Raw genomic sequence first — 23,086 nt, forward strand, 5'->3', positions numbered from 1 at the left:
CGCTCTAGTCATTGGGCATAAGATAGATTTCGCGCACTGCGCTTGTTTCTGGCTGATCAAGCGCAAACATAACCGCGCCGGCGATATCACTTGGCTGAAGCTTGGTAGGCTTGGGCTCATCGAAGAAGGGCGTGTCGACCATCCCGGGTGCGATTACCGTGCATCTGCCACCCCAATCGCGCATTTCCTCGGCAAGGTTTTCCGCAAAGCCGTGCACAAACCATTTACTGGCGCTGTATACAGAGCCCTTGAAATAGTCGCGCCCAGCCTTCGATCCGGTAACTATGAAGTGGCCTTTTGTCGATTTCAAATGAGGAATGCTTTCGTGAGCGGTGTAAAGGACCGACATCACATTCAGTTCGATCATTTCACGCCATTCGTCCGGATCGCCTTTCTCTACACCAGGCTTGTCGATGCCCCGTCCGGCGTTGGCGAATACCGCATTCATTTCGCCGAAATGTGAAACTCCTTCTTCGATCGCCGCACGTAAAGCAGCACGGTCTGTTACATCGCAAGGTAAGGCCAGAGCCGTATCGCCGATCTCCTGCGCCAGCGCGTCAAGCTTGTCCTTTGAGCGGGCAAGCAGAACAACTCTCCAACCTGCGACTGAAGCTGCGCGCGCGGTCGCTTCATCGATGCCGGTGGAAGCGCCGGTGATGAGAATGGTCTTGGTCATTGTCGGCTCCATTGCATTGTTTGCCGCTTAATAAAGCGCCGGTGACCGCAGTCCCAGTTCTAACATGCGTCGCCGTGTTGGTTAGGAGGTTCGCAAAACTGCGGGCTGAAGTGCTGCAGGCGGACGTTGCATCATGGCTGCCTTGCCGGCGGGTTAAATGGTGATCCATGTCTGCCGAGAATGAGGTTTGCCAGGCACTTTCCCATGAGTAAGTAGTTTGCTTAGCAGTAACTCGAAAATGTGAATCGGGAGAGTATCTTGGCGGGCAAATTTTTCGGAGCAATTGCAACAGGGGCAGCGATTTTTGCCGCATGGGCGCTCCCCGTTCATGCGCAGTCTTTTATCGAAACGCAGACCAATCCCGACATACCTACACTTACTGAAACGGTGGGACACGCGCCGGGTACCCGGATCACATCCCCGAGTGAAATGCTGGCCTATCTCAGCGCGTTGGCTCAAGCTGCTCCAGACCGCGCAAAGTTGGTGCAGTATGCGACGAGTTGGGAAGGGCGTCCGCTGCATTATCTGGTGCTTACTGCGCCGGAAAACATGGCGCGCATCGAAGCGATTAAGGCAGATCTGGCCAATGTCGCCGCGGGTCGGGCAAGTAACGGCGACGCCTTGCCTGTCACGTGGCTTGCCTTTGGTGTGCATGGCAACGAAGTTACTTCCACCGATGCCGCGCTGATGATGGCTTATCATTTGCTTGCGAGCGAAGGTGATGCGAGAGTGGACCAGATCATGCGCGATAGCGTGGTCATCATTGATCCTTCGCAAAACCCCGATGGCCGCGCGCGCTTCGTTCACAATTTTCGCGCGGCGCTGGGCCTTGTGCCGTTCGGCGATCGACAGGCTGCTGAGCATGACGAACCTTGGCCCAGTGGTCGCTTCAATCACTATCTGTTCGATCTTAACCGTGACTGGTTCACATTGAGCCAGCCCGAGACACGCGGGAAAGTCGCGGCGATCCGTGAATGGTCCCCTGTGGTCGTCAAAGACATCCACGAGATGGATGGTGACGACACCTATTTCTTCAGTCCTGCGGCAGATCCGGTGAACCCGAACCTGACGCCCGCGCAGATCCGTCTCTATGAATTGATTGGCCGCAATAACGCGGCCTGGTTTGACCGGATCGGCGAACCCTACTTCACCCGAGAGGTCTATGATCTGTTCTATCCCGGCTATGGCGATACCTGGAACGCACATCAGGGTGCGATTGGCAGTACTTATGAGCAAGGCTCACCGCGCGGCCTGGTCTGGGAGCGACGCGATGGTACCGAGCTGACATATGCAGCCGGTGTGCGAAATCACTTCGTTGCCAGCCTATCCACCGCCGAAGCGGTTGCGCAAAACGCTGATCGTTTCATGAGCGATTATGCGGCCTACCGATCGGAAAATGCGAATGGTGCGGCTGGACGTGGCAGCTATGTCATTGATCTTGGCAAACGGCGCTGGAATGCGGAGGCGCTGGGACGCCGTTTGGCCGCACAAGGCATCACTGTGCTTCGCCGCGACGGCGCTGCGACGGTGTGCGGGAAGAACTATCCCAATGGCTATCTGGCTGTTCCGCGGGCGCAACCTGCGGCTCGACTGGTGCGCAGCCTGCTTGACGCCCACACGCCGTTGCCGCGCGAGTTTGTGATCGAGCAAGAACGTCGCAGGAGCGAAGATCTTCCGCATGAACTCTACGACGTCACGGCATGGTCGGTGGGCATGATGTCGGGTACGGAAGTTGCGCTTTGTGGATCCGCGGTCGGCGGTGCACCGCTTTCTGCGATCTCTCCGATTAATCCTGTGGCGGAAGGTAGCGGCGATTTTGGCGTCGCGGTCCCCTGGACCGATAGTGGACAGGCCCGGCTGGTCGCGCTGGCTTTGCGCGAAGGAATTTCCGGTCGGGCCACCGATGAGGCTTTCAGCAAGGGCTCGCGGACGTTCCCCCGCGGCACCGTTGTTTTTAGTAATGCAGCCAATGGCGCCGACAAGATGGCGCGCCTCGCCGAATTGGCGAGCGAAATCGGAGCGCACACCGTGTCGCTTCAATCGAGCTGGGTCGACGACGGGCCCAACTTTGGCAGCAGTGCTTTTGTGACACTGGAGATCCCCAAAGTTGCGATGGCGTGGGATGATGGCGTTTCGCCGCTGAGTGCAGGCGCGCTGCGATATGTCCTGGAGCAACGCTTGGGCGTGCCGGTCACACCGATACGAACCGCGCGGTTGATCGGCGCTGACTTGTCAGAATACGATGTCTTGTTGATCCCGGATGGTGCGCCTGCCGGCGTGCTGGGCAGCAGCGGAGCGAGCAATGTCCGCGAGTTCGCGCGTGAGGGCGGTGTGGTTATCGCGATTGGCGACAGCCTTGATATGCTGGCGAGCGGAGACAACCCGATGCTGGCGGTCAAGCGTGAAGCCGCGTTGGGTCTTAAGCCTGGTGAGGATGAGGATGATGGCCCTCTGGCAGAAGCTCAGGAGATCACCTCCGAAGCTGAGTATCGCAAAGCGATCCAAGACGAAAACGCGCTTCCTGACATGCTTCCCGGCGCGCTCGTCAACACAGTTGCGGATCGGGAGAACTTCCTCTCAGCCGGTTATGATGATGGCGCGATTGTGAACGCCACTGGTTCGCGAATTTTCACCCCGCTAGATCGCGCAGACGGTATCAATGTGCTGCGCTTTGCTGCCGCCGATGATCTGGTGGCAAGCGGTTATGTGTGGGACGAAAACCGCCGGCAGATGGCGTTCAAGCCCTATCTGATGGCGCAACGCAAAGGCGACGGCTTGGTTATTGGATTCGCGCACGATCCCTCTACTCGTGCTTACCTCGACGGGCTGGACCTGTTGCTTGCCAATGCGGTGATCGTGGCGCCGGCGCGGGTTCGTTAGTCCGTTTCAACTTGCGGTATCCACTTCATCACACCCCCGGCCATCGGAGTCCACCAACCGGTTCTGATACCCGCTGCGGCCAGCGTGTCGCTGGTCCATTGATTGCAAGTCCTGCCCAGGTGATATGTGCCGGGCGCATTGTAGAACACGTCGTAGTCTGAATAGCCTCTATAGCTCTGGCGTTCGGCCTCTGGCAGCACTTCCTTTTCGATCAGCGCGATCAGCTTTGCGTATTCATCATGGCTGATTGTTAGTGGACGATGGTTGCGGGAGAGCGCCGGTCGCACATAGTGTGAGACGTGCAGCAGGCCTTCTCCACCGGTCGCAGCATTGATGGCGACTGGCAGCGAGAGGTCTGACCAGGTTGGCGTATTCAGGAAGACCTCGCGCTCCCCCCAACTCACCGAAACATGAGTGTAGGGGCGGTTAGGTGCGAGCACGTGATCGATCGGAAAGTCTTCGCGCCAGTTCTTTTGCGCTGTGACAGTGGGCACGACAATGGCGGTATGCACGCCGTTGGTTTCGATCATGATCTCGATCCCGGTGGCCGGCTCTTGCCAGCCCGCGTTACGCGGAATCGACGAACCGACCCAGGCGGTGAGTGCGAAGATGACGGCAAACGACGTCAGCGCCGCCAACGGCCACAGCAGCAACCTCTTGGCCCAGATCAGATACGTCGTTTGCGCAACCACAATATCGACCAGTCACCATTCACCATACGCTGAGCGAGTCGGAAACCCGCACGGGAATAAGCGCTGCGCACGCGGGCTTCCTGAGTTTCGAGCAGGCCCGCCAGCAGGACACTGCCACCTGGCGTTATCGATGCTGCAAAATCGGGCGCGAGCTCGACCAATGGGCCTGCCAGAATGTTCGCGATCAGCAGATCATAGGGTCCGCGTGCCTGCAGCAGTTCGTCTTCCATCCCGTCTGCAATCACCATGGTCAGCTCGCCGCGATCAGCGCCCATAGTGACCTTGTTGAGTGTCGCATTGTCCGCGACGACACCGGCGCAAACATCATCGATGTCCGATGCAGTGGCAAATGCGCCCTTCCACAGATGTATCGCGGCAAAGGCGAGCAGGCCGGTACCTGTGCCGATATCCGCGATATTGCGGGCGACCAGACCTGTTCGCTTCATGGTGTCGAGCATGGCCAAACATCCGGCGGTTGTCTCATGTTGGCCGGTGCCGAAGGCCTGACTCGCGGGAATGGCGAAATTGATCGCATCCTCAACGGGAGGATGGTTGGGAGTGTGAACGTAGAAGCGACCTGCACGGATCGGATCGACGCCTTGCTGGCTAAGCGTAAGCCAGTCCTCATCCGGGAGTTTCTCGACTTCGAAGATCGGCGCGACGTTGCCGAACAGGTTTGAGATCACGAGCTTTTGCGCGGCGTCGGGTTCTGATGGATACCAGGCTTCCAGCACCCATTCGTCCGGCCGGTCTTCCGAAATCTCACGCCCGGAAATGACGACCTCTGGGTCCCAATCGTCGATCTCTTCATGCACCAGTAGAGCCGCCTGAATCACTGGCTTTGACGCGTATGCCGACAGCTTCCAGCTTTCGCTCATTCAGTTGCGCTCGCTTCGCGTTCGAGGCGTGCATTGAGGCGGCGTTCGACCGCGTCAGCATAGGCGACGCATGAAACTTCGCCGATCAAACTGCCCGCGCCTGCACGTTTGATCATGTTGCTGGCTGACGGATGAGGGGTCAGCAGCATATCGCATTTGCTTCCGCTGAATTCACGCAGGCGAGCAATGCCTTTGCGGAATGTCGCCACATATTCGGGGTGATCAGTAAATCTGTAGTTGTCGGCGCTGACCGGGCTCAGGCTGTCGGCATAAACGATACTAAGGCAATCATCGGCTTCACAACTTTTCCATTGCCAGCTCATCGCGCCAAGCGTGTGACCCGGCGTGGCGATTGATGTGACCTTGGTATTGCCGACGTTCAGCACCCCACCGTCCGCGACAACGCGAATATCGCCGGTGACCGGCGTCATGGGATCGTGCAACCCGGCTTGTGGATCGCGCGGATTGTCGGCGCCTGTTCGCAAGAATGGCGCGGCCTCGGTGCTTGTATAGACAGTCGCTCGGCTCAGCTTCTGAAGACGGTTGAGACCGCCGACATGGTCGTAATGCTCGTGGCTAGTTAGGATCGCTTGAACGTCGTCGATCGAAAAACCAAGTGCGGCGATATTGTCTTCGACGACTTTCGATCCACCTTCCGTACCGCTGTCGATCAGCACGTGCCCATTTGGGCCCGCGATAAGGATGGCGGCAATCCCGCATGTTCCGACGTAGTACGTATCGCCGTGAATGCGGAACGGGGAGGCCGGCTTCTCCCATTCGTCCCACCTCTCGCACTCCGTCGCAAACCTCGCGTTTTCGCCTGAGATATCGGATGAGTTGGCGACCGCAGCATCAGGCTGCGCAAAGCTTTGCGCGCACGCAGCCATTATCATGCACGATGCGAGAATTGCTCTAACGAACATAACTTGCTCCATTGGCGTCGATAACCGCGCCGGTCATGCTTTCGGGCGCATCAAGCGCGCAAAATTCGATTATCCGTGCAATTTCTTCCGGCTCTGCGACCCGGCCCAGCGGAATATCGCGCAACAGGCCTTCGCCACCTCGGCTTTCCAGATAATCTCCCGCCATCGCCGTATCGGTGAAGCCCGGCGTAATCGCAAAGCTGACGATCCGCTCAGCCGCATAGCCTCGCGCTATGGTCTTGTGCATCGCGAGCATTCCGCCCTTGGCTGCCGCATAGTGCCAATGTGCAGGCGAATCGCCGCGATAGCCTGCGCGGCTCGCGACATGAACGATTCGTCCCGGAACGCCGCGTTCTTGCCAATGACGTAACGCGAAACGTGAAAGCTGGGCAGTCGCGGTCAAATTGATCCTCAGCGTCTCTTCCCACCCGTCGAGCCATTCGATGTCCGACGATTCGAGCGGTGTCGCGTTGAACAGCCCGGCATTGTTGACCAGCACATCCACTTCGCCGCCTGCGCGATTTAGAGCCTCTTCCCACAACATTTGCGGGGCGGACGGCTCTGTAAAGTCAGCCGCAACTGTGTCCGCATCGATTGCACGGGTAGCGTGGCCGATCACTTTAGCGCCGCGTTTTTCCAGCGCTTCGCGCGCAGCAGCTCCGATTCCACGGCTCGATCCAGTTAGGAGAATTGCACTCATTCGAACACCTATCCGAAACTTTGCGGGCCAAGTCGAGTGCTCACCGCTTGCACCACGCTGTCAGCACGCTAAGTGGGGGCGCAACAGGGATAACTGGAAAAGACTCCATGGCGAATAACAGACCGCTTTCACCGCACCTTCAGATATGGAAATGGGGCCCGCATATGCTCGTCTCGATCCTTCATCGCATCAGCGGAGACGGAATGGCGTTGGTCGGGTTGTTTGTGCTGGTATGGTGGCTGGGTGCGCTGGCTAGCGGCCCAGACTACTATGAAACTTTCGCCGGGCTGATGACGAGCGTTCCAGGCTATGTTGTTCTGGTAGGCCTTAGCTGGGCCTTTTTCACGCATCTGATGAGCGGTCTCAGGCACTTCGTGCTGGATATCGGCGCTGGCTACGAACTCAACGCCAACAAGTTTTGGTCGATCGCGTCTCCGCTAATCGCCATTCTCCTGACAGCGGGCTTCTGGGCCCTCATCCTCAACAAATAAGAGATCTGACGCATGGGTAACGGAACCTCACTCGGAAAGGTGCGCGGGCTTGGCTCAGCGCATGAGGGCGCGCATCATTGGCTGGTGCAGCGCTTCACTGCGATTGGCAATCTCGTGCTTAGTATCTGGTTGATTGCCAGCATCATCGGATTGCCCGATCTCAGCTATTCCACGGTCAGCAAATGGCTTGCGCAGCCAGTATCCGCGACGGCCATGATCCTGCTTGTGATCAGCACGTTCTGGCACGCCCGCCTTGGCCTGCAGGTTCTGATTGAAGATTACTTGCACAACTCAGGCACCAAGTTTGCTGCGCTCGCGGCGCTCAACCTTGCCGTGATCGGCGGCGGTGCCTTCGCCATTTTCTCTGTTGCCAGCCTTGCCTTTGGAGGGGCCGCCTGATGGCCGACACCTCGGACTATAAGATTATCGATCATACCTATGACGTTGTGGTTGTGGGGGCGGGCGGTTCTGGCCTGCGCGCAACCATGGGCGCAGCTGAAGCAGGCTTGAAGACCGCGAACATCACCAAGGTGTTCCCGACGCGCAGCCACACTGTGGCGGCGCAAGGCGGCATCGCTGCATCGCTGGGCAACAACACACCGGATCACTGGTCATGGCATATGTATGACACGGTGAAGGGCGCAGACTGGCTGGGTGACCAGGACGCGATTGAATATCTTGCGCGCGAAGCCCCGGCGGCGGTTTACGAGCTGGAGCACGCAGGCGTGCCTTTCAGCCGCAACGAAGATGGCACCATTTACCAGCGTCCGTTTGGCGGCCACATGCAGAATATGGGCGAAGGCCCACCGGTGCAGCGTACTTGTGCCGCGGCTGACCGTACTGGCCACGCCATGCTGCACGCGCTCTATCAGCAGAGCCTGAAGTATGACGCGGACTTCTTCATCGAATATTTCGCGCTCGACCTGATCATGGCGGGCGAGGGCGCTGACCGCAAATGCGTGGGCGTGACTGCGATGTGTCTGGATGATGGCACGATCCACCGCTTCCGCGCGCAATCAGTCGTGCTGGCAACCGGCGGTTATGGCCGCTGCTACTTCACCGCGACTTCTGCGCATACCTGCACCGGCGATGGCGGGGGCATGGTGCTGCGCGCTGGACTGCCGCTGCAGGACATGGAGTTTGTCCAGTTCCACCCGACCGGAATTTACGGCGCGGGCGTACTCATTACAGAGGGTGCACGCGGCGAGGGCGGTTATCTGACCAATAGTGAAGGCGAGCGCTTTATGGAGCGATACGCTCCGAGCGCTAAGGACCTTGCATCGCGCGACGTTGTGTCTCGATCGATGGCGCTGGAAATGCGCGAAGGGCGCGGTGTTGGCGACGACGGTGACCACATCTATCTGCATCTCGATCACATCGATCCGAAGGTGCTGGGCGAACGCCTGCCGGGCATCACGGAAAGCGGCAAGATCTTTGCTGGTGTTGACCTGACGCGTGAACCGCTGCCGGTGACGCCCACGGTGCACTACAACATGGGCGGCATCCCCTGTAACTATCACGGGCAGGTGGTGACACTCGGCCCCGACGGCGATCCCGATCATGTTGTGCCGGGTCTCTATGCCGTTGGCGAAGCGGCCTGTGTGTCGGTTCACGGCGCAAACCGCTTGGGCTCGAACTCGCTGATCGACTTGGTGGTATTTGGACGTGCGACGGGTCTGCACCTGAAGGAAAACACCAAAGCGAATGCGAAGCAGGACGAGCTGCCTGCCGACAGCATGGATATGACGCTGGCTCGCCTCGATCATTTCCGTCATGCTGATGGCGGAACGCCAACTGCTGAACTGCGCCGCGATATGCAGCAGACCATGCAAGCGCATGCCGCTGTGTTCCGCGACAGCAAGCTGATGGCTGAAGGTGTCGAGAAGCTGACTCAGATCAACAAGCGGATGGAGGACGTGAAAGTCCACGACCGCTCGCTTATCTGGAACAGCGATCTCATCGAAACGCTTGAGCTCGACAACTTGATGGCGCAGTCTGTGGTGACCATGGCGTCAGCTGAAAACCGCAAGGAAAGCCGCGGCGCGCACGCGCATGAGGACTTCCCCGATCGCGACGATGCGAACTGGATGAAGCACACCATCGCGTGGTTCGAAGGCTGGGGCGGCAACGGCGGCGGCGTGAAGATCGACTACCGTCCGGTGCACGAATACACGCTCACTGACGATGCCGAATACATCAAGCCGAAGAAGCGGGTGTATTGATGGCTTGACCATATGCGCGTTGCAAGGCAGCTTTCGAGTTGATGAAGCGGGGCGCATTTCTTCTTCTAGGTATGGCAGCAGCGGTGGCGTTTGCTGCGCCCGCCCTCGCGCAGAGCACTCCGCCGCAACCAGACAACACCGCCTCCACCCATAGCGCCGGATGGCCAGGGCTGGGATCAGGTTCCACTCCACAGGAAGTCCAGCAAAGCCTCGAGCAAGGGCCGGAGCTTAATCGCAACTTGTCGGCACGCGAGATGCTTGCACAAAGACGCAGGCTTGATGCCGCGCTCCGCGGCCTCGCGTCCGAGCGGGCAGGCCTAGCCGATGTCTACGTCATTTCGATCGCGCTCGACAGCGATCCGGTGTTCGCCCGCGAGGCACGCGAAGTCGGCAAGGTACTTGAGCGGCGCTACAACGCGCCAGACCGGACGCTGGTTCTCGCTGGGCCGGATGGTGAAGATGACGGTTTACCGCATGGTTCGATTAGCGCGCTTCTGATCGCGCTCGCCAGCGTGGCAGAGAAGATGGACACATCTGAAGATGTGTTGGTGCTCTATTCAACGAGTCACGGTCTGCCGCAGGGCTTGGCCTATCATTACAACGACGATGGCTATGGTATTCTCTCGCCCACGCTGATGAGAGATACGCTCGCTGAACTGGGTATCGAAAAGCGCCTGCTGCTGATTTCGGCTTGTTATTCGGGGATTTTCGTGCCCGCGTTGGCAAGCGACAACACGGCGATCATCACCGCGTCAGCTGAAAATCGCACTTCGTTTGGGTGTCAGCCGGACAATGACTGGACATTTTTTGGAGACGCGCTGATCAATCGTGCAATGCGTAAGCCGCACGCACTGCTGATGGCGCATCGCGAGGCGACACTCTCAATCGCCGATTGGGAATCGCGCATGCGGCTGCCAGCTTCACTTCCGCAAGCGCGGATCGGCAATGCGGCGATGAGCTGGCTGAGCGCAATCGAAGCGAACATCCCGCAAATGGCAACCGCGCCGGTTGGAAAGCCCGCAATGGGGGAATGAGCCCTAGTTTTCCGGGGTCGCTCTTCGCACATTCACGATCTCGATCGGCTTTGCGAGCATCTGACCTTTCAGAAAGCCTTCGCCCTTGTCAGGGTCGGTGTCGCGCGCGTGGATTGCATGCACCACATTCATCCCGTCGATGACGTAGCCAAACACAGCGAAGCCGGGGCGGCGGTCAGGGTCGTCTGAATCGGGAACAGCATCCAGTCCGCTTTGATCACGGATCATGATCGAGAAATCGCCGGTTGCTGTACCCGGCTCGAAGCGAGCCATAGATAGTGCGCCATTCGTATGGCTGAGGCCGGTCTCATTGGTCGGCTCATGCGCGATTCCATCCAAGATCCGGCGAGGATCGTTTTGCGTGCCGCACTGCAGAAAACCACTCGGTTCCTGCCCGAAGGTCACGCGCATTGCCCGATAGCACCTCGTGTTGTCGTACCGGTCCTCGTCCACATAGCGCAGGAAGTTGGCGGCCGTGATCGGCGCGCGTTCAGTCTCCAACGACACGGTGATGTCGCCCATTGTTGTTTCCAGCACTACCACCTCGGTTGCGTAAACCTTCGGCGGGACGCCCGGAGCGGTCGCGGCGCGCTCGCTCACTTCGAACTTCATCAGCAGCGTGCGTTGATCATCGGAAAAATTGTTGTCCGAGATGATATAGAGATACGTCTTGCCGCCTTCCTCGCGCACGGTAATCCCTTCGAAATTATCGATGGTTCGCGATGTGTCCCATTCGGCCAGTGTTTCGGTCAGCCCGTCCGGCCCCATCGCGACAATTGCGGTGGCATTGCCCAATTCGCGCGACCAGCTGCGGAACAGTACGAAGCACACCCCATTGCTGGCGCAATCGGCATCGGTCGGCACACCGCCGCGTTCGGCCAGCAGGGGAGGGGGCTCAAGCTCGAAACTCAAAACCCCTCTGCCGTTGTTAATAACGCAATTGGGTTTCGGTCCTTTCACCCACTCGCCGCAAGCGAGCCATCCATCACTGGTAGCAGCAAGTGTTTCCAAACCACTGTTTGATGGGGCATCCACAACCAAAAGGCCGGGGTCATCTGCGGGTGTGCTCGCCGCTTGATCGAAGGCGGCGTAGCGCCAAACGCGGTGGTCCTGTTCGAAAGCGACCAGCCATGCACCATCGCCTGTTCGGGTAAGCGCTTCGGCATCACCCTCACTTTTTCCGCGCAATCGCTTGCCGCGCTCATCCAGCAACTCGCCCTTGGAAATCTCGATCAGGTCGATCAGTTGATCACCGATCTCGTCGGTTTCGATTGTCAGCCAATGACCATCATCGCTTACCGCATAGAGCAGGCCGTCATGCCAATCGATGCCGGAAACTCCACCAATCTCCAGCTCGCCCGGCTCAATCTCCAACCCTCCACGATAAGACAACTCTCCGAGTGTAGTGTTCTCAGCGTCACTCTCATCTAGTGCGACCGGCAAGGTCTGAGGCATCACTGTTCCGGTGGCGGAAGAGGGCGCATGGATAGCAATCGCTGCCGCTGCAGCGCCAATTCCGAGTGCAAGGCCCAGTCTCCACGTCATTCGTCCATGGTGATCTGTCGCTCGCAGAGTTTCAACCCCTGTCTTGCCTTGTTAATACAGGCTTCATGTTTACATTCGTAGTCGATATGACTACAGGCGTAAACGTAACGCTACGATCGAGTTTTCTGGCACCTTAGGGAGGATGCAAATGGGACGGGGTGATACTGCCAGGCCTGAACGGATTAGCGAAGCGGAGCATGCGGTCATGGAAGTGCTATGGGACAAGAATCCGGCGACCGCGGCAGATGTTTCGAACGCGTTGGCTGACGAGCGCGGTTGGAGCCTGGCTACCGTCAAAACATTGTTGGGGCGCTTGGTTCATAAGAACGCGATATCCGCCAGCCCGGACGGACGGCGTTATCTCTACGCGCCACTGATCGCGCGGTCTGACTACATCGGAACCGAGAGTAAGCGGTTGGTTGACCGGCTGTTTGGAGGTCGCGCTGCCTCATTGGTGGCGCATCTGGCCGACCAGGAGGCGCTGACCGAGGACGATCTCACTGAAATCGAAGCCCTGCTGAAGGAGCTGAAGCGATGATGGACTGGCTGACCGATACATTCATTTGGACCGCCGCGCTGATCGCGCTTGTCCTGCTCATACGTCGCCCTGTCGCGCGGCATTTCGGCCCGCAAGCGGCCTATGCGCTATGGGCTCTTCCGCTGATCAGGTTGGTTCTCCCCCCACTGACCCTGCCGGCCTGGATGGCGCCTGCTGAACCTGTGACTGCTATCGCCAGTAAAGCTGAGCCGCTCGACGTGTTTGCTCTTGTGGCAAAGCGCAGCACTGTTCCAGTCCCGGCCACTGACGTCACATTGAGTGAACCGTTGTTGCCGTTCACCCTCACAGAATTCGTTCTTGCAGTTTGGATGGTGGGTGCCGTGGTATTCCTTTTCCTGCGTTTCCGGGCCTATCGGCGGATGCGACAGGAACTGCTGGCCGAAGGACGCGACGTCGGCCAGGCCGGCAAGGTGCGCCTGATCGAAACTCCTTCGACCAGCGCGCCCCTTGCCTTTGGCGTTATCGACAAGGTTGTAGCTCTGCCACAGGGATTTATGGCGACTTGGGACCGAGATGCGCGAGATTTGGCGCTGGCGCACGAGCTGGCGCACCATAAGGGCCAAGATTTGGCTATCAACATGGCGGTCCAACCGCTGTTCGCTTTGCATTGGTTCAACCCGCTGGGCCATCTGGGCTGGCTCGCTTTGCGGCGTGATCAGGAAGCGGCCTGTGATGCGCGTGTCGTCGCAGAACGGGCCAAGGAAGAGCGCGCCACCTACGCTCAAGTCATTGCAAGTTTTGCTGCCGGGCCCAACGTCGCGCTGGCCGCGCCGATGGCTTGCCCGGTGCTAGGGGATAAATCTATAATTCACCGTTTGAGGAGCCTTAAAATGAACAATCAATCAACCAAGCGGCGCATGGCCGGACGTGGCCTGATCGCGGCGGCGCTGGTGTCGTTGCCGCTGACAGCGACGGTTACATATGCTGACAGCAACACATTTGAAGAAGTATTTGCCGATGTGCCTGCGCCGCCAGCACCACCAGTTCCGCCTTCAGCAGCGGTCGCGCCCGCTGCGCCAACTGCTCCAGCGATGTTGGTTCAGGTGGCGCCTGAAGCACCTGAAGCGCCCGACGCTCCTAAAGTTGAAGAGAACGAATGGGTTGAACAGGGCGAAGACGGTGTCGAGCGCCGATATGTTATCCGCAGGGAAGTGCATGTCGATGGCGAGCACGGTGACCACGAAGCGCATCGCGAAGTGAAGAAGCATCGTATTGTACGCGTTGAACGCGACGGTGAAGGCCTGTCCGAAGAGGAAAAGCGCGAAATCCTGATCGAAGTTCGTGAAGGACTGGAGGAAGCGGATCTTGCTCTGAAAGAAGCCTTCGCAGAGCAGAGCATGGCGTTTGCAGAGCTAGAGAATGCCGAAGGCAATTTCACCGTTGTCGAAGTCAACTGTGACACTGGAGGCAAGGGCAAGAAACTGATGCAAGACGGTGAAGAAGTAACCGTGATCTGCAAAAGCGAGATCATGGCCAGTGCTCTCATGGGTTTGAAAGAGGCACGCAAGGCGATTGCTGAAAACCCTGAAATGCCGGACGACATGCTCTCCGAAGTGCTCAAAGCGCTGGACGAGAAGATTGCAGCTTGGGAAAGCCGCAAGGAGGGTTAAGCCAATTCACCTTTTCATGCTGTCGTAACCAGCGTGGTATCAAAGGGCGGGAGTGGTTCACCACGTCCCGCCTTTTTTATCGCTGCCCTGTTCAGTTGAATTGAAAGTAGCGGTCGCACACGCTGTCATCAGCGCTTTCCAGGCCTGCGCGCAAGGCCTCCATTCTCTGGGCGCTGGTACCATGCGTAAAGCCTTCCGGATTGATCCGCTGGCCTGCATTTCGCTGTAATGTGTCATCACCGATCGAGCTGGCTGCGCGCATGCCTTCTTCCAGATCACCGCGTTCTATGAGGTTGCGGTTCTTGCCTGCCCAAACGCCGGCATAACAATCTGCTTGCAGCTCCATACGGACTTGCAGTTCGTTTGATCGGCGCGGGTTCTGCTGCTGGGCGCTACGCACCTGCGCGGCTAGGCCAGTCAGATTCTGGATATGGTGACCATACTCGTGCGCGATCACGTACAGCCGCGCGAAGTCCCCGCCGGTGCCCGCCATTTGTGCGAGCTGATCGTAGAATCCGGTGTCGATATAGATACCCATGTCTGCAGGACAGTAGAATGGCCCCGCTGCGGACGAAGCACTGCCGCAGCCTTCTGTCGTCACACGACCTCCGGTAAACAGGTCGAGAACGGGTTGTTCAAAGCGGATTCCTGCGCTGCGAAATTCCGGCTCCCAGGTCTCGTTCAAGGACTGCAATGCATTGCAGGCCTCTGTCGCATAGGGGCCGCGCAAGCAAACTTGCTCCTCACTCACCTGTGATCGCTGCTGTGGGCCAGAGGAACCTTCCTGCACTTCCTGCACTGTTCCCAGCGTTTGCATGGGGTCTGCGCCGAACACGAAATAGGCGATGGCTACAATTATCAGTGTGCCGATACCAATACCGCCACCGCGACCGCCAGGAATTCTGCCGCGTCTGCCACTGCCGCTCGAACGCACCTTGATCTTGGACGTGTCAAACCTGCGCAGCTTCATAACAACCCCATTCGAATCACATGTGTGTCCCTTAATTGAGTGTAATAACGCTGGACAGAAGCGCGCGTCACGGCAAAAGCTGCTGCATAATTCTTGGATAGACAGCAGAGGTAAGTGATGGTGCTTGAAGGCAAGCGTGCTTTGGTGACGGGTTCAACTTCGGGAATTGGGCTTGCTGTGGCACGTGCATTGCGCAGCGAAGGAGCCGAGGTGATTCTCAACGGCTTCGGCAACGAGGATGAGATTGCCGAGCTGGTTGAAGAGCTGGGCGCGACGCATTCCAGCGCAAATCTGCTTGATGTCAATGAAATTGAAGCGATGATGGCCGAAGCCGGTGAAATTGACATTCTGGTCAACAATGCGGGCATGCAGCACGTCTCTCCGGTTGAGGAATTTCCGCTCGATAAATGGAATGCAATCATCGGACTCAATCTCAACGCCGTATTTCATACCACCCGGCTTGCGGTTCCGGGCATGAAGGCGCGCGGCTGGGGACGAATCATCAACACCGCGTCCGCTCATTCAAAGACTGCGTCCCCGTTCAAGAGCGCCTATAATGCTTCGAAACACGGGGTGGACGGCTTTACCAAAACAATCGCGCTGGAAATGGCACAGACGGGCGTAACCGCCAATTGCATTTCACCCGGATATGTCTGGACTCCGCTTATCGAAGGGCAAATCCCGGATACCATGAAGGCCCGCGGACTTAGCCGTGATGAAGTGATCAATGATGTTCTGCTCGCAAAGCAGCCAACCAAGAAATTCGTTCAGCCGCATGAAATTGGTGCTTTGGCGGTGTTCCTGTGCCGTGAAGAAGCAGGCAATGTTACCGGCGCGAACTGGAGCATCGATGGCGGTTGGACAGCAGAGTAGGACAAGACTTTGACACGCAGGCACATAACAACATGGTTTCGGAGCGCGTTTGCGCTGAGTTTGGGACTCACTCTGGCGGCGTGCGCCAGCACGGGAATCAATGTCTCGCCTTCCGAATTCGCGCAGATAGAAGGGCGGTTGAGCAGCCACATTGATGTTCTGGCGAGTGAGGAGTTCGCAGGTCGGCGACCGGGCACGATTGGTGAAACCAAGACGCTCGATTATATGCGCGGGCAGCTGGAGCCTGCTGGTTTTGTCTCGGGCACAAATGACCCGGCAAATCCATGGAATGCGCCTGTCCCGCTTGTCAGCATTGTGGGAGACAGCGGCCTCGCCCAGTTCAAGGTTGGCCAGCGCATTATCCCGATCAATTCCGAAGCGATCGCCACTGCAACGGATGCCCGCCGCGCATTAATGGAAGATGCGGAAACGGTCTTCGTTGGATATGCCGATACCGAAGTGGATGAAGAGATTGTGCGCGGGCGTGTTGCGATCATGCTTAGCGATCCGGGCTTAAGCCCGGCACGCCGCGCCGCACTTCATGAATTGGGTCCGGCAGCGGTCGTGACGGTTGTAGAATCCGCGCAGAGCACAGCGCAGATCCGTCAGTTCCAGATGCGTGAGCGTCTGGTTCTCGCTTCGCAAGCAAATGAAAACGTCTCGGTGTTCATGGCTAGGGAAGAGTTGGCCAAGGCAATTGGTGAAAACCGGTGGGGTGAATTGCTCGCCAATGCTGACGCAAGCAAGGGCACCGGTGAGTTCGATCCGGTTCTGCTCAATCTTAAACTGACACTTGATGCGCGTACAGATCGCCGCGACGTATCATCGCGTAATTTCATTGCACGCCTGCCGGGAGCGAAACCTGATGCTGGCGCGGTATTGTTGCTGGGTCATTGGGACCATTTCGGTGAATGTGGTCCGGAAGATGCAGAGGATCGATTGTGCAATGGTGCAGTCGATAATGCCAGCGGAATCGGTTTGATGATCGAGCTTGGCAAGCGATTGGCAAGCGGAAAACCGATGGACCGTGATCTATATATCCTTGGGACTACGGCAGAAGAATGGGGCTTGCTGGGCGCCGTGGCCTTTTCTGACGCGCCGCCGGTTCCGCTGGATGAATTTGTCGCCGCATTTAACTTTGACACGGTCGCCATCTCTCCCGAAGGAAGCCCGGTGGGCTTTATCGGCGAGGGCCGCACTCCGCTTGATGAGATCATCAAACAGACAATTGCGGACGTGGATCGCGAACTTGCACCGCGCGAACTTACCGAACCATTTTTGCAGCGGCAGGATGGTTGGGCGCTGCTTCAGCGTGACGTGCCCGCTGTGCTGTTGTCGAACGCATTCGGGTCTGAGGAAAGGCTGACGGCTTTTCTATCGGGCGACTATCATCAACCCTCGGATGAGCCTGGGGATATCGAACTGGGTGGCGCGGTCGATGATTTACTGCTGCACGAACTGCTGATCCGGCGCGTGGCCGATACCGAAGTTTATCCATAGGTTGATCGTCACCTCCAATGGTGCGGTGCAAAAAAGGCACGCGCTCCCACTAGCGATTTGCACAATGTGCGGTTACATGGGCCGCCACGAATCTGCAGATGATGAAAGTGGCGCATATGGATATCCCCCTCGGCCTGACCTTTGATGACGTGCTTTTGCGCCCGGCCGAAAGCGACATTCTGCCATCCATGGCGAGTACAGCTACAAAGCTGACGCGCGATATCTCGCTGAATATTCCGGTGCTTTCGTCAGCAATGGACACCGTGACAGAGGCAGATATGGCCATCGTTATGGCACAGCTGGGCGGCATTGGTGTTCTTCACCGCAATCTTGACATTGCAGAGCAGTGCGCTGCGGTTCGCGCCGTAAAGCGCTTCGAAAGCGGCATGGTGGTCAATCCGATCACTATCACGCCCGATGCGACGCTTGGCGATGCGCAATTACTGATGACGCAAAACAAGATCAGCGGCATTCCTGTGACTGATGCTGCAGGAAAGCTGGTAGGTATTCTAACCAACCGCGATGTTCGTTTTGCCGAAAACCCGTTGCAGCCGGTGCGCGAATTGATGACGACGGATAATCTTGCAACCGTACCATTGGGCACAGGGCAGGAAGAGGCCCGCCGGCTGCTGCATCAACGGCGGATCGAAAAGCTGCTTGTAGTCGACGATGACGGGCATTGTGTCGGTCTGATCACGGTCAAGGATATCGAGAAGGCCGTAACCTATCCCGATGCAACCAAGGATGAAGCGGGTCGTCTGCGTGTCGCCGCGGCCACCACGGTTGGCGACAAGGGATTTGAGCGAACCGAAGCGCTGATCGACGCTGAAGTGGACGTGGTGGTGATCGATACCGCGCATGGTCATAACAAGGACGTTGCGCGCGCAGTCGAACGTGCAAAGAAGCTATCCAACTCTGTTCAGGTGGTGGCAGGCAATGTTGCCACCGCAGAAGCTACACGCGCGCTGGTCGATGCAGGCGCTGACGCAGTCAAGGTTGGCATTGGACCTGGTTCCATCTGCACCACCCGGGTTGTCGCCGGCGTTGGCGTGCCGCAGCTGACCGCTGTGATGGAAAGCGCAGCTGAGGCAGTCAAATCAGGAGTGCCTGTTATCGCAGACGGCGGTCTGCGCACCTCGGGCGACGCGGCCAAAGCACTCGCAGCGGGTGCATCGACCGTGATGATCGGTTCGATGCTAGCGGGTACAGCTGAAAGCCCGGGCGAGACATTCCTTTATCAGGGGCGCAGCTATAAAGCGTATCGCGGCATGGGCAGTGTAGGCGCGATGGCGCGCGGTAGCGCAGACCGTTACTTCCAGGCTGACGTCTCAGCTCTTAAACTTGTGCCTGAAGGCATAGAAGGGCAGGTACCATTTAAGGGGCCCGCCGCCGATGTAATTCACCAGCTGGTTGGTGGTGTAAAGGCGGCTATGGGCTATACCGGTTCGGCCACGATTGAGGACTTGCAAAAACGTGCAAAGTTCGTGCGGATCACTAATGCTGGTCTGTCGGAAAGCCATGTCCACGATGTCGCGATTACACGCGAAGCGCCTAATTATCCGACGCGTTAAGGCCTTTAGATGACTCCTTCCGCCCGTGTTCAGGCGGCTATCGAGCTGCTCGACGAAATCATCGACGCAGCGAAGACCAAGGGTGCGCCCGCGGACCGATTGATCGCGAACTATTTCAAGCAACGTCGCTACGCCGGATCGAAGGACCGGCGCGCCGTGCGCGAACTGGTCTATTCGGCGATCAGGGCATGTGGACCGGTTCCCAGGAACGGACGCGCGGCAATGTTGCGGTTAGCTGAAATAGATCCGTCGATCTTGCTGCTGTTCAATGGTTCAAACCACGGGCCCGAGCCAGTCCGCGACAATGAGATGGCGGCAGCAGGCGGCATCGCTCCTGAGTGGTTGACCGATGCGTTAGCAGCCTCTGGCGTCTCGACTGAGGCAATGGAGGCGCTGTTGGACCGGGCATCGCTGGATGTTCGAGTGAATACGCTGAAGACGGATCGCGGCAGAATCGACCTACCCCAAGCCGGGGAAATACTGACTGCGCCTCATGCTTTGCGTTTTCCTACCGGCACTTTGGTTGAGCAGTGGCCGCAATACCGCGACGGGCAAATCGAGGTTCAGGATCACGGTAGTCAGCTGATCTGTGAAGCAATTCATGTCGCCCAAGGCGATACGGTGATCGATCTGTGTGCAGGGGCCGGCGGCAAAACGCTCGCACTGGCTGCTCGTCTGTCGAATGAAGGAACTCTCGTCGCGTGCGATACCGACAAGCGACGGCTTGGAAACCTTGCCCCGCGTGCGCAAAGGGCGGGGGCCTACATCGACCACACTGTCCTGCTTGATCCTAATCGGGAATTAGAGGCGCTTGCCCAATGGGTTGGACAAGCCAACGTCGTGTTGGTGGACGCTCCGTGCTCCGGAACGGGGACGTGGCGGCGCAATCCCGAGGCTCGCTGGAGGATAGACCAAGGTGAACTGGATCGGCTTACGAAGTTGCAGGACCAAGTGCTCGATATTGCTGCTCAGCTGGTTCATCCAACGGGTCATATTGTCTTTGTCACCTGTTCCTTACTTGATGCAGAGGGGGCTGACCGGATCGAAGCTTTTCTAACGCGCCACGGCGGCTGGGAAGCACCCCCAATCGGACTTCCAGCAGGATCGAAGCGCGGAAAGGGTATGCGCTTGGATCCTTACCACGCGGGTACTGACGGCTTTTTTGTCGCCATGTTGCGCCCCGGGTGTTAGCCTTTGTGGCATCATGACTGAAGCATCAGTCCTCCGCTCTGACACTGCTGCGCGCCGGGTTTTTCGATGGGTGCCCGCCGCTGCAGCGCTTGCTCTTGTGGTTTTCGTCACGGGAAGCGTCGGTACGATGATCTCGCCGGCTGACCCCCGTGCGGTTGCCATGGTGGAGCTTGGACGAGACGCTTTTAACCGAGGCGACAAAAATGCTGCGATCGACGCATTTGAGGCCGCGCTGGCGCTTGACCCGGGTTACAACGACGCGTTTATTGCGTTAGCCGATGCAACTCGGGCGCAAGGTTTGACGGCCAAATCAATCGACTACTATCGCAGTGTTCTTGATCGGGATCCAATCAACTTCGCGGCACTGGCAGGAGAAGGGCAAGCGCTAACCGAAAAGGGAGCGATCGAGAAAGCGCGACGCAATCTGGCTGTTCTTCGCAGCATGTGCGGCACGAACTGTCCGGAAACAATTGAGTTAGAGGCGGCGATTGTTGCCGACTCAACTGCATCATTGGCGGCGGACAATCCAGAGGCGGGCCCCGCCAGCAATTAGACGAAAGGTTTTGGCGATGTTGACACTTCACCATCTCGAATATTCGCAGAGTTTTCGCATTCTGTGGCTGCTGGAAGCCTTGCACGCCGATTACGAGCTGAAATTGTATAATCGCGACCCGGAAACCAATCTTGCGCCAGATGACTACAAGGCGCTGTCGCCACTTGGTACGGCGCCGGTTATAACTGACGGAGACGTGGTCCTGGCAGAGAGCAATGCGATCATTGACTACATCCTTGATTCCTATCCCAACAACGATCTGAACCCCAAGGCGGGCCATAAAGATCGCGCTAGACACCTTTTTTGGTACCATACTTCGCCCGGGTCATTGATGCCGCTGCAAAGCATCGCGATGGTGCTTGGCTTACTGGAAACCCGTTCGCCTTGGCCAATCAGTGCGCTCTTGAAGGCGGTCTTCGGTCAAGTTCGCAAGATGTTTCTAAACCCGCGTATGGAGACATTGCTTGGTGAGATGGAAAAGGACCTTGGGGCTCAGCCATTCTTTGGCGGAGACAATTTGACGGTCGCCGACATCACACTGGTCTATCCGATGTATGCTGCGCGCGACAAAGGCATTTTTGACAACGGCTTCCCAAATATCAATGCATGGTTTGACCGGATTGAGGATTTGGATTCGTTCAAATCTGCAAGGGCCAAGGACAATCGCGACCGGATAGCATTCCGCTTTCAAAACTAAATCAGCGCATAAAACTCGCGCACAACAGCGCGATATACGTCCCGTTTGAATGGTACGATCAGATCGGGCAACTGCTCGGGCTCGACCCATTGCCATGTTGCAAACTCTGGCGGATCGTGGGCTTCAAGATCGACATCGTCATCCGAGCCGGTGAAGCGGCCCAGGAACCAGTGCTGCTCCTGCCCGCGATATTTCCCGCCCCATAGTTTGCCGATCAGCTCTTCAGGCAGATCATAGCGCAGGGGTTCTCTCGTTTGCGCGATGATATCGACCAGATGCGCAGCGATGCCGGTTTCCTCATGCAATTCTCGCAGCGCAGCTTCGCGTGTGTCTTCGCCGGGATCAATCCCGCCCTGCGGCATTTGCCACGCGCCCAGATGTTGAGAGTCTATGCGTTGGCCGACGAAAACATGGCCGATACGGTTTGCCAGCATGAACCCGGCGCAGGGGCGATAGGCAAGCTCACTCATTGCGCGTGCTCCAACATCAACTTCATCGCGGTAAAGACACGTTCCAGATCTGTCTGATAGCTTGGAACCGCTTGACGCAGATTGGTGAAGCTGTGCGTTCCGCCGTTTACCTCAAGGTGGACGTGATCAATGCCCGCTTGGGAAAGCGCAGCGCCATAGTCGCGGCCCGAATCCCTGATTGGGTCCAGGCTGGCAGTGACCAGCACCGTCGGTGGTGCAGTTGAATGATCGCCGAGAATGGGCATCGCGCGTGGATCGTTTGGATCTGGAGCATAGGCTGCTCCAAAGAATTCAACAGCAGCCTTGGTTAGTACAAAACCATCAGCGAATTCTTCAAGGCTACGAGAGCCGGCGGAATCGCTAGCGAGTGGGAAAATCGGCACCTGCAAAACGATCGGCACATCGGCAGGGCTGGTCGCCAATTGCTGGCTCACTACGATCGTCGCGTTGCCGCCCGCGCTATCGCCGATCGGAATAAGCCCAATTGCTTTGCGCCCCAAGGCCTCTGGTGAACTTGCAATCCAGCGTGTTGCCGCGACGCAATCTTCGATCGGCGCAGGGAAGGGGTGTTCTGGTGCACGGCGATAATCGACTGCGACCACAGGAAGATCCATCTGATAGGCGATCTCCGTGCAAAGATTGTGATGCGTGTCGAGATCTCCGATCACAAATCCGCCGCCGTGATAAAATACGATGACCGGGCCGGGATCGCGAGTCTCGCGTGCATCGTAAAGTCTAAGCCCAATTTCGCCCTCGGGCCCCGGGAAACTAAGGTTCCTGATCACGGCCAACTCGCGCGCTGGAGCATCCGCCATACCGTGGAGCGCAATATAGCTTTGTCGCGCTTCTTCCAATGTCATTTCGGAAATCGGGACCCCGCCCATTGAGGCCAATGCATCCAGAAATACTTTCACATCCGGGCGGATAAAAGGTGGTTCGGCGGCCATTTCGGGCTCTCTCCTGCTGTGCTTTTTGTCAGGTTAGAGGGGACAAACGCGCTTTTCCACTCGACATTTGTCCCCATAGCAGAAAAACTTCATTGTGAGAGGCG

Annotated in this window: 22 protein-coding genes; 13 read left to right on the forward strand and 9 right to left on the reverse strand. The window is 57.8% G+C overall.

The window, feature by feature from the left end; translation table 11 throughout:
• Nucleotides 1-4: 4 nt before the first annotated feature.
• Complete coding sequence (locus A6F69_RS07330) at nucleotides 5-676, reverse strand: SDR family oxidoreductase (RefSeq protein WP_067602745.1); 672 nt, start codon at nucleotides 674-676, stop codon at nucleotides 5-7.
• A gap of 258 nt (nucleotides 677-934) precedes the next feature.
• Here A6F69_RS07330 and A6F69_RS07335 point away from each other — a divergent pair, with 258 nt between their 5' ends.
• Nucleotides 935-3,556: a M14 family metallopeptidase gene (locus A6F69_RS07335; RefSeq protein WP_067602748.1), complete on the forward strand. Its 2,622-nt coding sequence runs from the start codon at nucleotides 935-937 to the stop codon at nucleotides 3,554-3,556.
• Here A6F69_RS07335 and A6F69_RS07340 read toward each other — a convergent pair.
• The 4 genes from A6F69_RS07340 to A6F69_RS07355 are packed head-to-tail and all read right to left on the reverse strand — an operon-like array spanning nucleotide 3,553 to nucleotide 6,749.
• Nucleotides 3,553-4,209, reverse strand: coding sequence for a DUF2459 domain-containing protein (locus A6F69_RS07340; protein ID WP_245638208.1), 657 nt, complete (start codon nucleotides 4,207-4,209; stop codon nucleotides 3,553-3,555). The genes A6F69_RS07335 and A6F69_RS07340 overlap by 4 nt on opposite strands.
• Before the next feature lie 14 nt (nucleotides 4,210-4,223).
• Nucleotides 4,224-5,126, reverse strand: coding sequence for a 50S ribosomal protein L11 methyltransferase (locus tag A6F69_RS07345; protein WP_067599293.1), 903 nt, complete (start codon nucleotides 5,124-5,126; stop codon nucleotides 4,224-4,226).
• Entirely contained in the window at nucleotides 5,123-6,049 is a 927-nt protein-coding gene (gene bla / locus A6F69_RS07350; protein WP_067599296.1) for a subclass B3 metallo-beta-lactamase, read from the reverse strand. Before bla ends, A6F69_RS07345 begins: the two co-directional genes overlap by 4 nt.
• Nucleotides 6,039-6,749, reverse strand: coding sequence for an SDR family NAD(P)-dependent oxidoreductase (locus tag A6F69_RS07355; protein ID WP_067599299.1), 711 nt, complete (start codon nucleotides 6,747-6,749; stop codon nucleotides 6,039-6,041). The genes bla and A6F69_RS07355 overlap by 11 nt, the downstream gene beginning before the upstream one ends.
• 107 nt (nucleotides 6,750-6,856) lie before the next feature.
• On the opposite strand from A6F69_RS07355, the gene sdhC reads away from it, so the two are divergent.
• The 4 genes from sdhC to A6F69_RS07375 are packed head-to-tail and all read left to right on the forward strand — an operon-like array spanning nucleotide 6,857 to nucleotide 10,496.
• Nucleotides 6,857-7,240, forward strand: coding sequence for a succinate dehydrogenase, cytochrome b556 subunit (gene sdhC, locus A6F69_RS07360; RefSeq protein ID WP_067599302.1), 384 nt, complete (start codon nucleotides 6,857-6,859; stop codon nucleotides 7,238-7,240).
• A gap of 12 nt (nucleotides 7,241-7,252) precedes the next feature.
• A complete protein-coding gene (gene sdhD / locus A6F69_RS07365; protein ID WP_067599305.1) occupies nucleotides 7,253-7,639 on the forward strand; it encodes a succinate dehydrogenase, hydrophobic membrane anchor protein in 387 nt (128 codons plus the stop codon).
• Nucleotides 7,639-9,462 (forward strand): succinate dehydrogenase flavoprotein subunit, encoded by a 1,824-nt coding sequence (sdhA, locus tag A6F69_RS07370; protein WP_067599308.1) that lies wholly within the window; start codon nucleotides 7,639-7,641, stop codon nucleotides 9,460-9,462. The genes sdhD and sdhA overlap by 1 nt, the downstream gene beginning before the upstream one ends.
• Nucleotides 9,463-9,503: 41 nt before the next feature.
• A complete protein-coding gene (locus A6F69_RS07375; protein WP_067599311.1) occupies nucleotides 9,504-10,496 on the forward strand; it encodes a C13 family peptidase in 993 nt (330 codons plus the stop codon).
• A 3-nt stretch (nucleotides 10,497-10,499) separates the two neighbouring features.
• Here the strand turns inward: A6F69_RS07375 and A6F69_RS12960 are convergent, their stop codons facing one another.
• Nucleotides 10,500-12,041 carry an esterase-like activity of phytase family protein gene (locus A6F69_RS12960; RefSeq protein WP_083984736.1) on the reverse strand — a complete coding sequence of 514 codons (1,542 nt, stop codon included), beginning with the start codon at nucleotides 12,039-12,041 and terminating at the stop codon, nucleotides 10,500-10,502.
• A 148-nt stretch (nucleotides 12,042-12,189) separates the two neighbouring features.
• On the opposite strand from A6F69_RS12960, the gene A6F69_RS07385 reads away from it, so the two are divergent.
• Both A6F69_RS07385 and A6F69_RS07390 read left to right on the forward strand, forming a co-directional pair.
• Nucleotides 12,190-12,579, forward strand: coding sequence for a BlaI/MecI/CopY family transcriptional regulator (locus A6F69_RS07385; protein ID WP_169816559.1), 390 nt, complete (start codon nucleotides 12,190-12,192; stop codon nucleotides 12,577-12,579).
• Nucleotides 12,576-14,210 carry a M56 family metallopeptidase gene (locus tag A6F69_RS07390; protein ID WP_067599317.1) on the forward strand — a complete coding sequence of 545 codons (1,635 nt, stop codon included), beginning with the start codon at nucleotides 12,576-12,578 and terminating at the stop codon, nucleotides 14,208-14,210. The genes A6F69_RS07385 and A6F69_RS07390 overlap by 4 nt, the downstream gene beginning before the upstream one ends.
• Nucleotides 14,211-14,301: 91 nt before the next feature.
• Here A6F69_RS07390 and ypfJ read toward each other — a convergent pair whose 3' ends face one another.
• On the reverse strand, nucleotides 14,302-15,180 hold the full coding sequence (gene ypfJ / locus A6F69_RS07395) for a KPN_02809 family neutral zinc metallopeptidase (RefSeq protein ID WP_067599320.1): 879 nt from the start codon (nucleotides 15,178-15,180) through the stop codon (nucleotides 14,302-14,304).
• 117 nt (nucleotides 15,181-15,297) lie between these two features.
• On the opposite strand from ypfJ, the gene A6F69_RS07400 reads away from it, so the two are divergent.
• The 6 genes from A6F69_RS07400 to A6F69_RS07425 all read left to right on the forward strand — a co-directional run bounded on the left by A6F69_RS07400 (nucleotide 15,298) and on the right by A6F69_RS07425 (nucleotide 21,565).
• A complete protein-coding gene (locus tag A6F69_RS07400) occupies nucleotides 15,298-16,053 on the forward strand; it encodes a 3-hydroxybutyrate dehydrogenase (RefSeq protein WP_067599322.1) in 756 nt (251 codons plus the stop codon).
• A 138-nt stretch (nucleotides 16,054-16,191) separates the two neighbouring features.
• The gene (locus A6F69_RS07405) at nucleotides 16,192-17,553 is read left to right on the forward strand and encodes a M28 family peptidase (RefSeq protein ID WP_144573642.1); all 1,362 of its coding nucleotides are present in this window, start codon (nucleotides 16,192-16,194) and stop codon (nucleotides 17,551-17,553) included.
• A 116-nt stretch (nucleotides 17,554-17,669) separates the two neighbouring features.
• Nucleotides 17,670-19,124 carry an IMP dehydrogenase gene (gene guaB, locus A6F69_RS07410; RefSeq protein WP_067602760.1) on the forward strand — a complete coding sequence of 485 codons (1,455 nt, stop codon included), beginning with the start codon at nucleotides 17,670-17,672 and terminating at the stop codon, nucleotides 19,122-19,124.
• A 9-nt stretch (nucleotides 19,125-19,133) separates the two neighbouring features.
• Nucleotides 19,134-20,315 carry an RsmB/NOP family class I SAM-dependent RNA methyltransferase gene (locus A6F69_RS07415; protein ID WP_067599325.1) on the forward strand — a complete coding sequence of 394 codons (1,182 nt, stop codon included), beginning with the start codon at nucleotides 19,134-19,136 and terminating at the stop codon, nucleotides 20,313-20,315.
• A gap of 13 nt (nucleotides 20,316-20,328) precedes the next feature.
• Nucleotides 20,329-20,868 (forward strand): tetratricopeptide repeat protein, encoded by a 540-nt coding sequence (locus A6F69_RS07420; RefSeq protein WP_067599330.1) that lies wholly within the window; start codon nucleotides 20,329-20,331, stop codon nucleotides 20,866-20,868.
• 16 nt (nucleotides 20,869-20,884) lie between these two features.
• Nucleotides 20,885-21,565: a glutathione S-transferase family protein gene (locus A6F69_RS07425; protein ID WP_067599335.1), complete on the forward strand. Its 681-nt coding sequence runs from the start codon at nucleotides 20,885-20,887 to the stop codon at nucleotides 21,563-21,565.
• Here the strand turns inward: A6F69_RS07425 and A6F69_RS07430 are convergent.
• Nucleotides 21,562-22,035, reverse strand: coding sequence for an RNA pyrophosphohydrolase (locus A6F69_RS07430; RefSeq protein WP_067599339.1), 474 nt, complete (start codon nucleotides 22,033-22,035; stop codon nucleotides 21,562-21,564). The genes A6F69_RS07425 and A6F69_RS07430 overlap by 4 nt on opposite strands.
• Nucleotides 22,032-22,982, reverse strand: a complete 951-nt coding sequence (locus A6F69_RS07435; RefSeq protein ID WP_067599342.1) for an alpha/beta hydrolase — start codon at nucleotides 22,980-22,982, stop codon at nucleotides 22,032-22,034. The genes A6F69_RS07430 and A6F69_RS07435 overlap by 4 nt, the downstream gene beginning before the upstream one ends.
• Nucleotides 22,983-23,086 lie beyond the last annotated feature (104 nt).

Source organism: Altererythrobacter ishigakiensis, assembly GCF_001663155.1.
Lineage (GTDB): Bacteria > Pseudomonadota > Alphaproteobacteria > Sphingomonadales > Sphingomonadaceae > Erythrobacter > Erythrobacter ishigakiensis.

Coding starts and splice junctions, on each gene's coding strand:
- A6F69_RS07415 (WP_067599325.1), top strand. CDS start 19,134: ATGACTCCTTCCGCCCGTGTTCAGGCGGCTATCGAGCTGCTCGACGAA.
- A6F69_RS07330 (WP_067602745.1), bottom strand. CDS start 676: ATGACCAAGACCATTCTCATCACCGGCGCTTCCACCGGCATCGATGAA.
- guaB (WP_067602760.1), top strand. CDS start 17,670: ATGGATATCCCCCTCGGCCTGACCTTTGATGACGTGCTTTTGCGCCCG.
- A6F69_RS07375 (WP_067599311.1), top strand. CDS start 9,504: ATGAAGCGGGGCGCATTTCTTCTTCTAGGTATGGCAGCAGCGGTGGCG.
- A6F69_RS07425 (WP_067599335.1), top strand. CDS start 20,885: ATGTTGACACTTCACCATCTCGAATATTCGCAGAGTTTTCGCATTCTG.
- sdhD (WP_067599305.1), top strand. CDS start 7,253: ATGGGTAACGGAACCTCACTCGGAAAGGTGCGCGGGCTTGGCTCAGCG.
- ypfJ (WP_067599320.1), bottom strand. CDS start 15,180: ATGAAGCTGCGCAGGTTTGACACGTCCAAGATCAAGGTGCGTTCGAGC.
- A6F69_RS07400 (WP_067599322.1), top strand. CDS start 15,298: ATGGTGCTTGAAGGCAAGCGTGCTTTGGTGACGGGTTCAACTTCGGGA.
- A6F69_RS07345 (WP_067599293.1), bottom strand. CDS start 5,126: ATGAGCGAAAGCTGGAAGCTGTCGGCATACGCGTCAAAGCCAGTGATT.
- A6F69_RS07390 (WP_067599317.1), top strand. CDS start 12,576: ATGATGGACTGGCTGACCGATACATTCATTTGGACCGCCGCGCTGATC.
- A6F69_RS12960 (WP_083984736.1), bottom strand. CDS start 12,041: ATGACGTGGAGACTGGGCCTTGCACTCGGAATTGGCGCTGCAGCGGCA.
- A6F69_RS07435 (WP_067599342.1), bottom strand. CDS start 22,982: ATGGCCGCCGAACCACCTTTTATCCGCCCGGATGTGAAAGTATTTCTG.
- A6F69_RS07355 (WP_067599299.1), bottom strand. CDS start 6,749: ATGAGTGCAATTCTCCTAACTGGATCGAGCCGTGGAATCGGAGCTGCT.
- sdhA (WP_067599308.1), top strand. CDS start 7,639: ATGGCCGACACCTCGGACTATAAGATTATCGATCATACCTATGACGTT.
- A6F69_RS07385 (WP_169816559.1), top strand. CDS start 12,190: ATGGGACGGGGTGATACTGCCAGGCCTGAACGGATTAGCGAAGCGGAG.
- A6F69_RS07430 (WP_067599339.1), bottom strand. CDS start 22,035: ATGAGTGAGCTTGCCTATCGCCCCTGCGCCGGGTTCATGCTGGCAAAC.
- sdhC (WP_067599302.1), top strand. CDS start 6,857: ATGGCGAATAACAGACCGCTTTCACCGCACCTTCAGATATGGAAATGG.
- A6F69_RS07420 (WP_067599330.1), top strand. CDS start 20,329: ATGACTGAAGCATCAGTCCTCCGCTCTGACACTGCTGCGCGCCGGGTT.
- bla (WP_067599296.1), bottom strand. CDS start 6,049: ATGTTCGTTAGAGCAATTCTCGCATCGTGCATGATAATGGCTGCGTGC.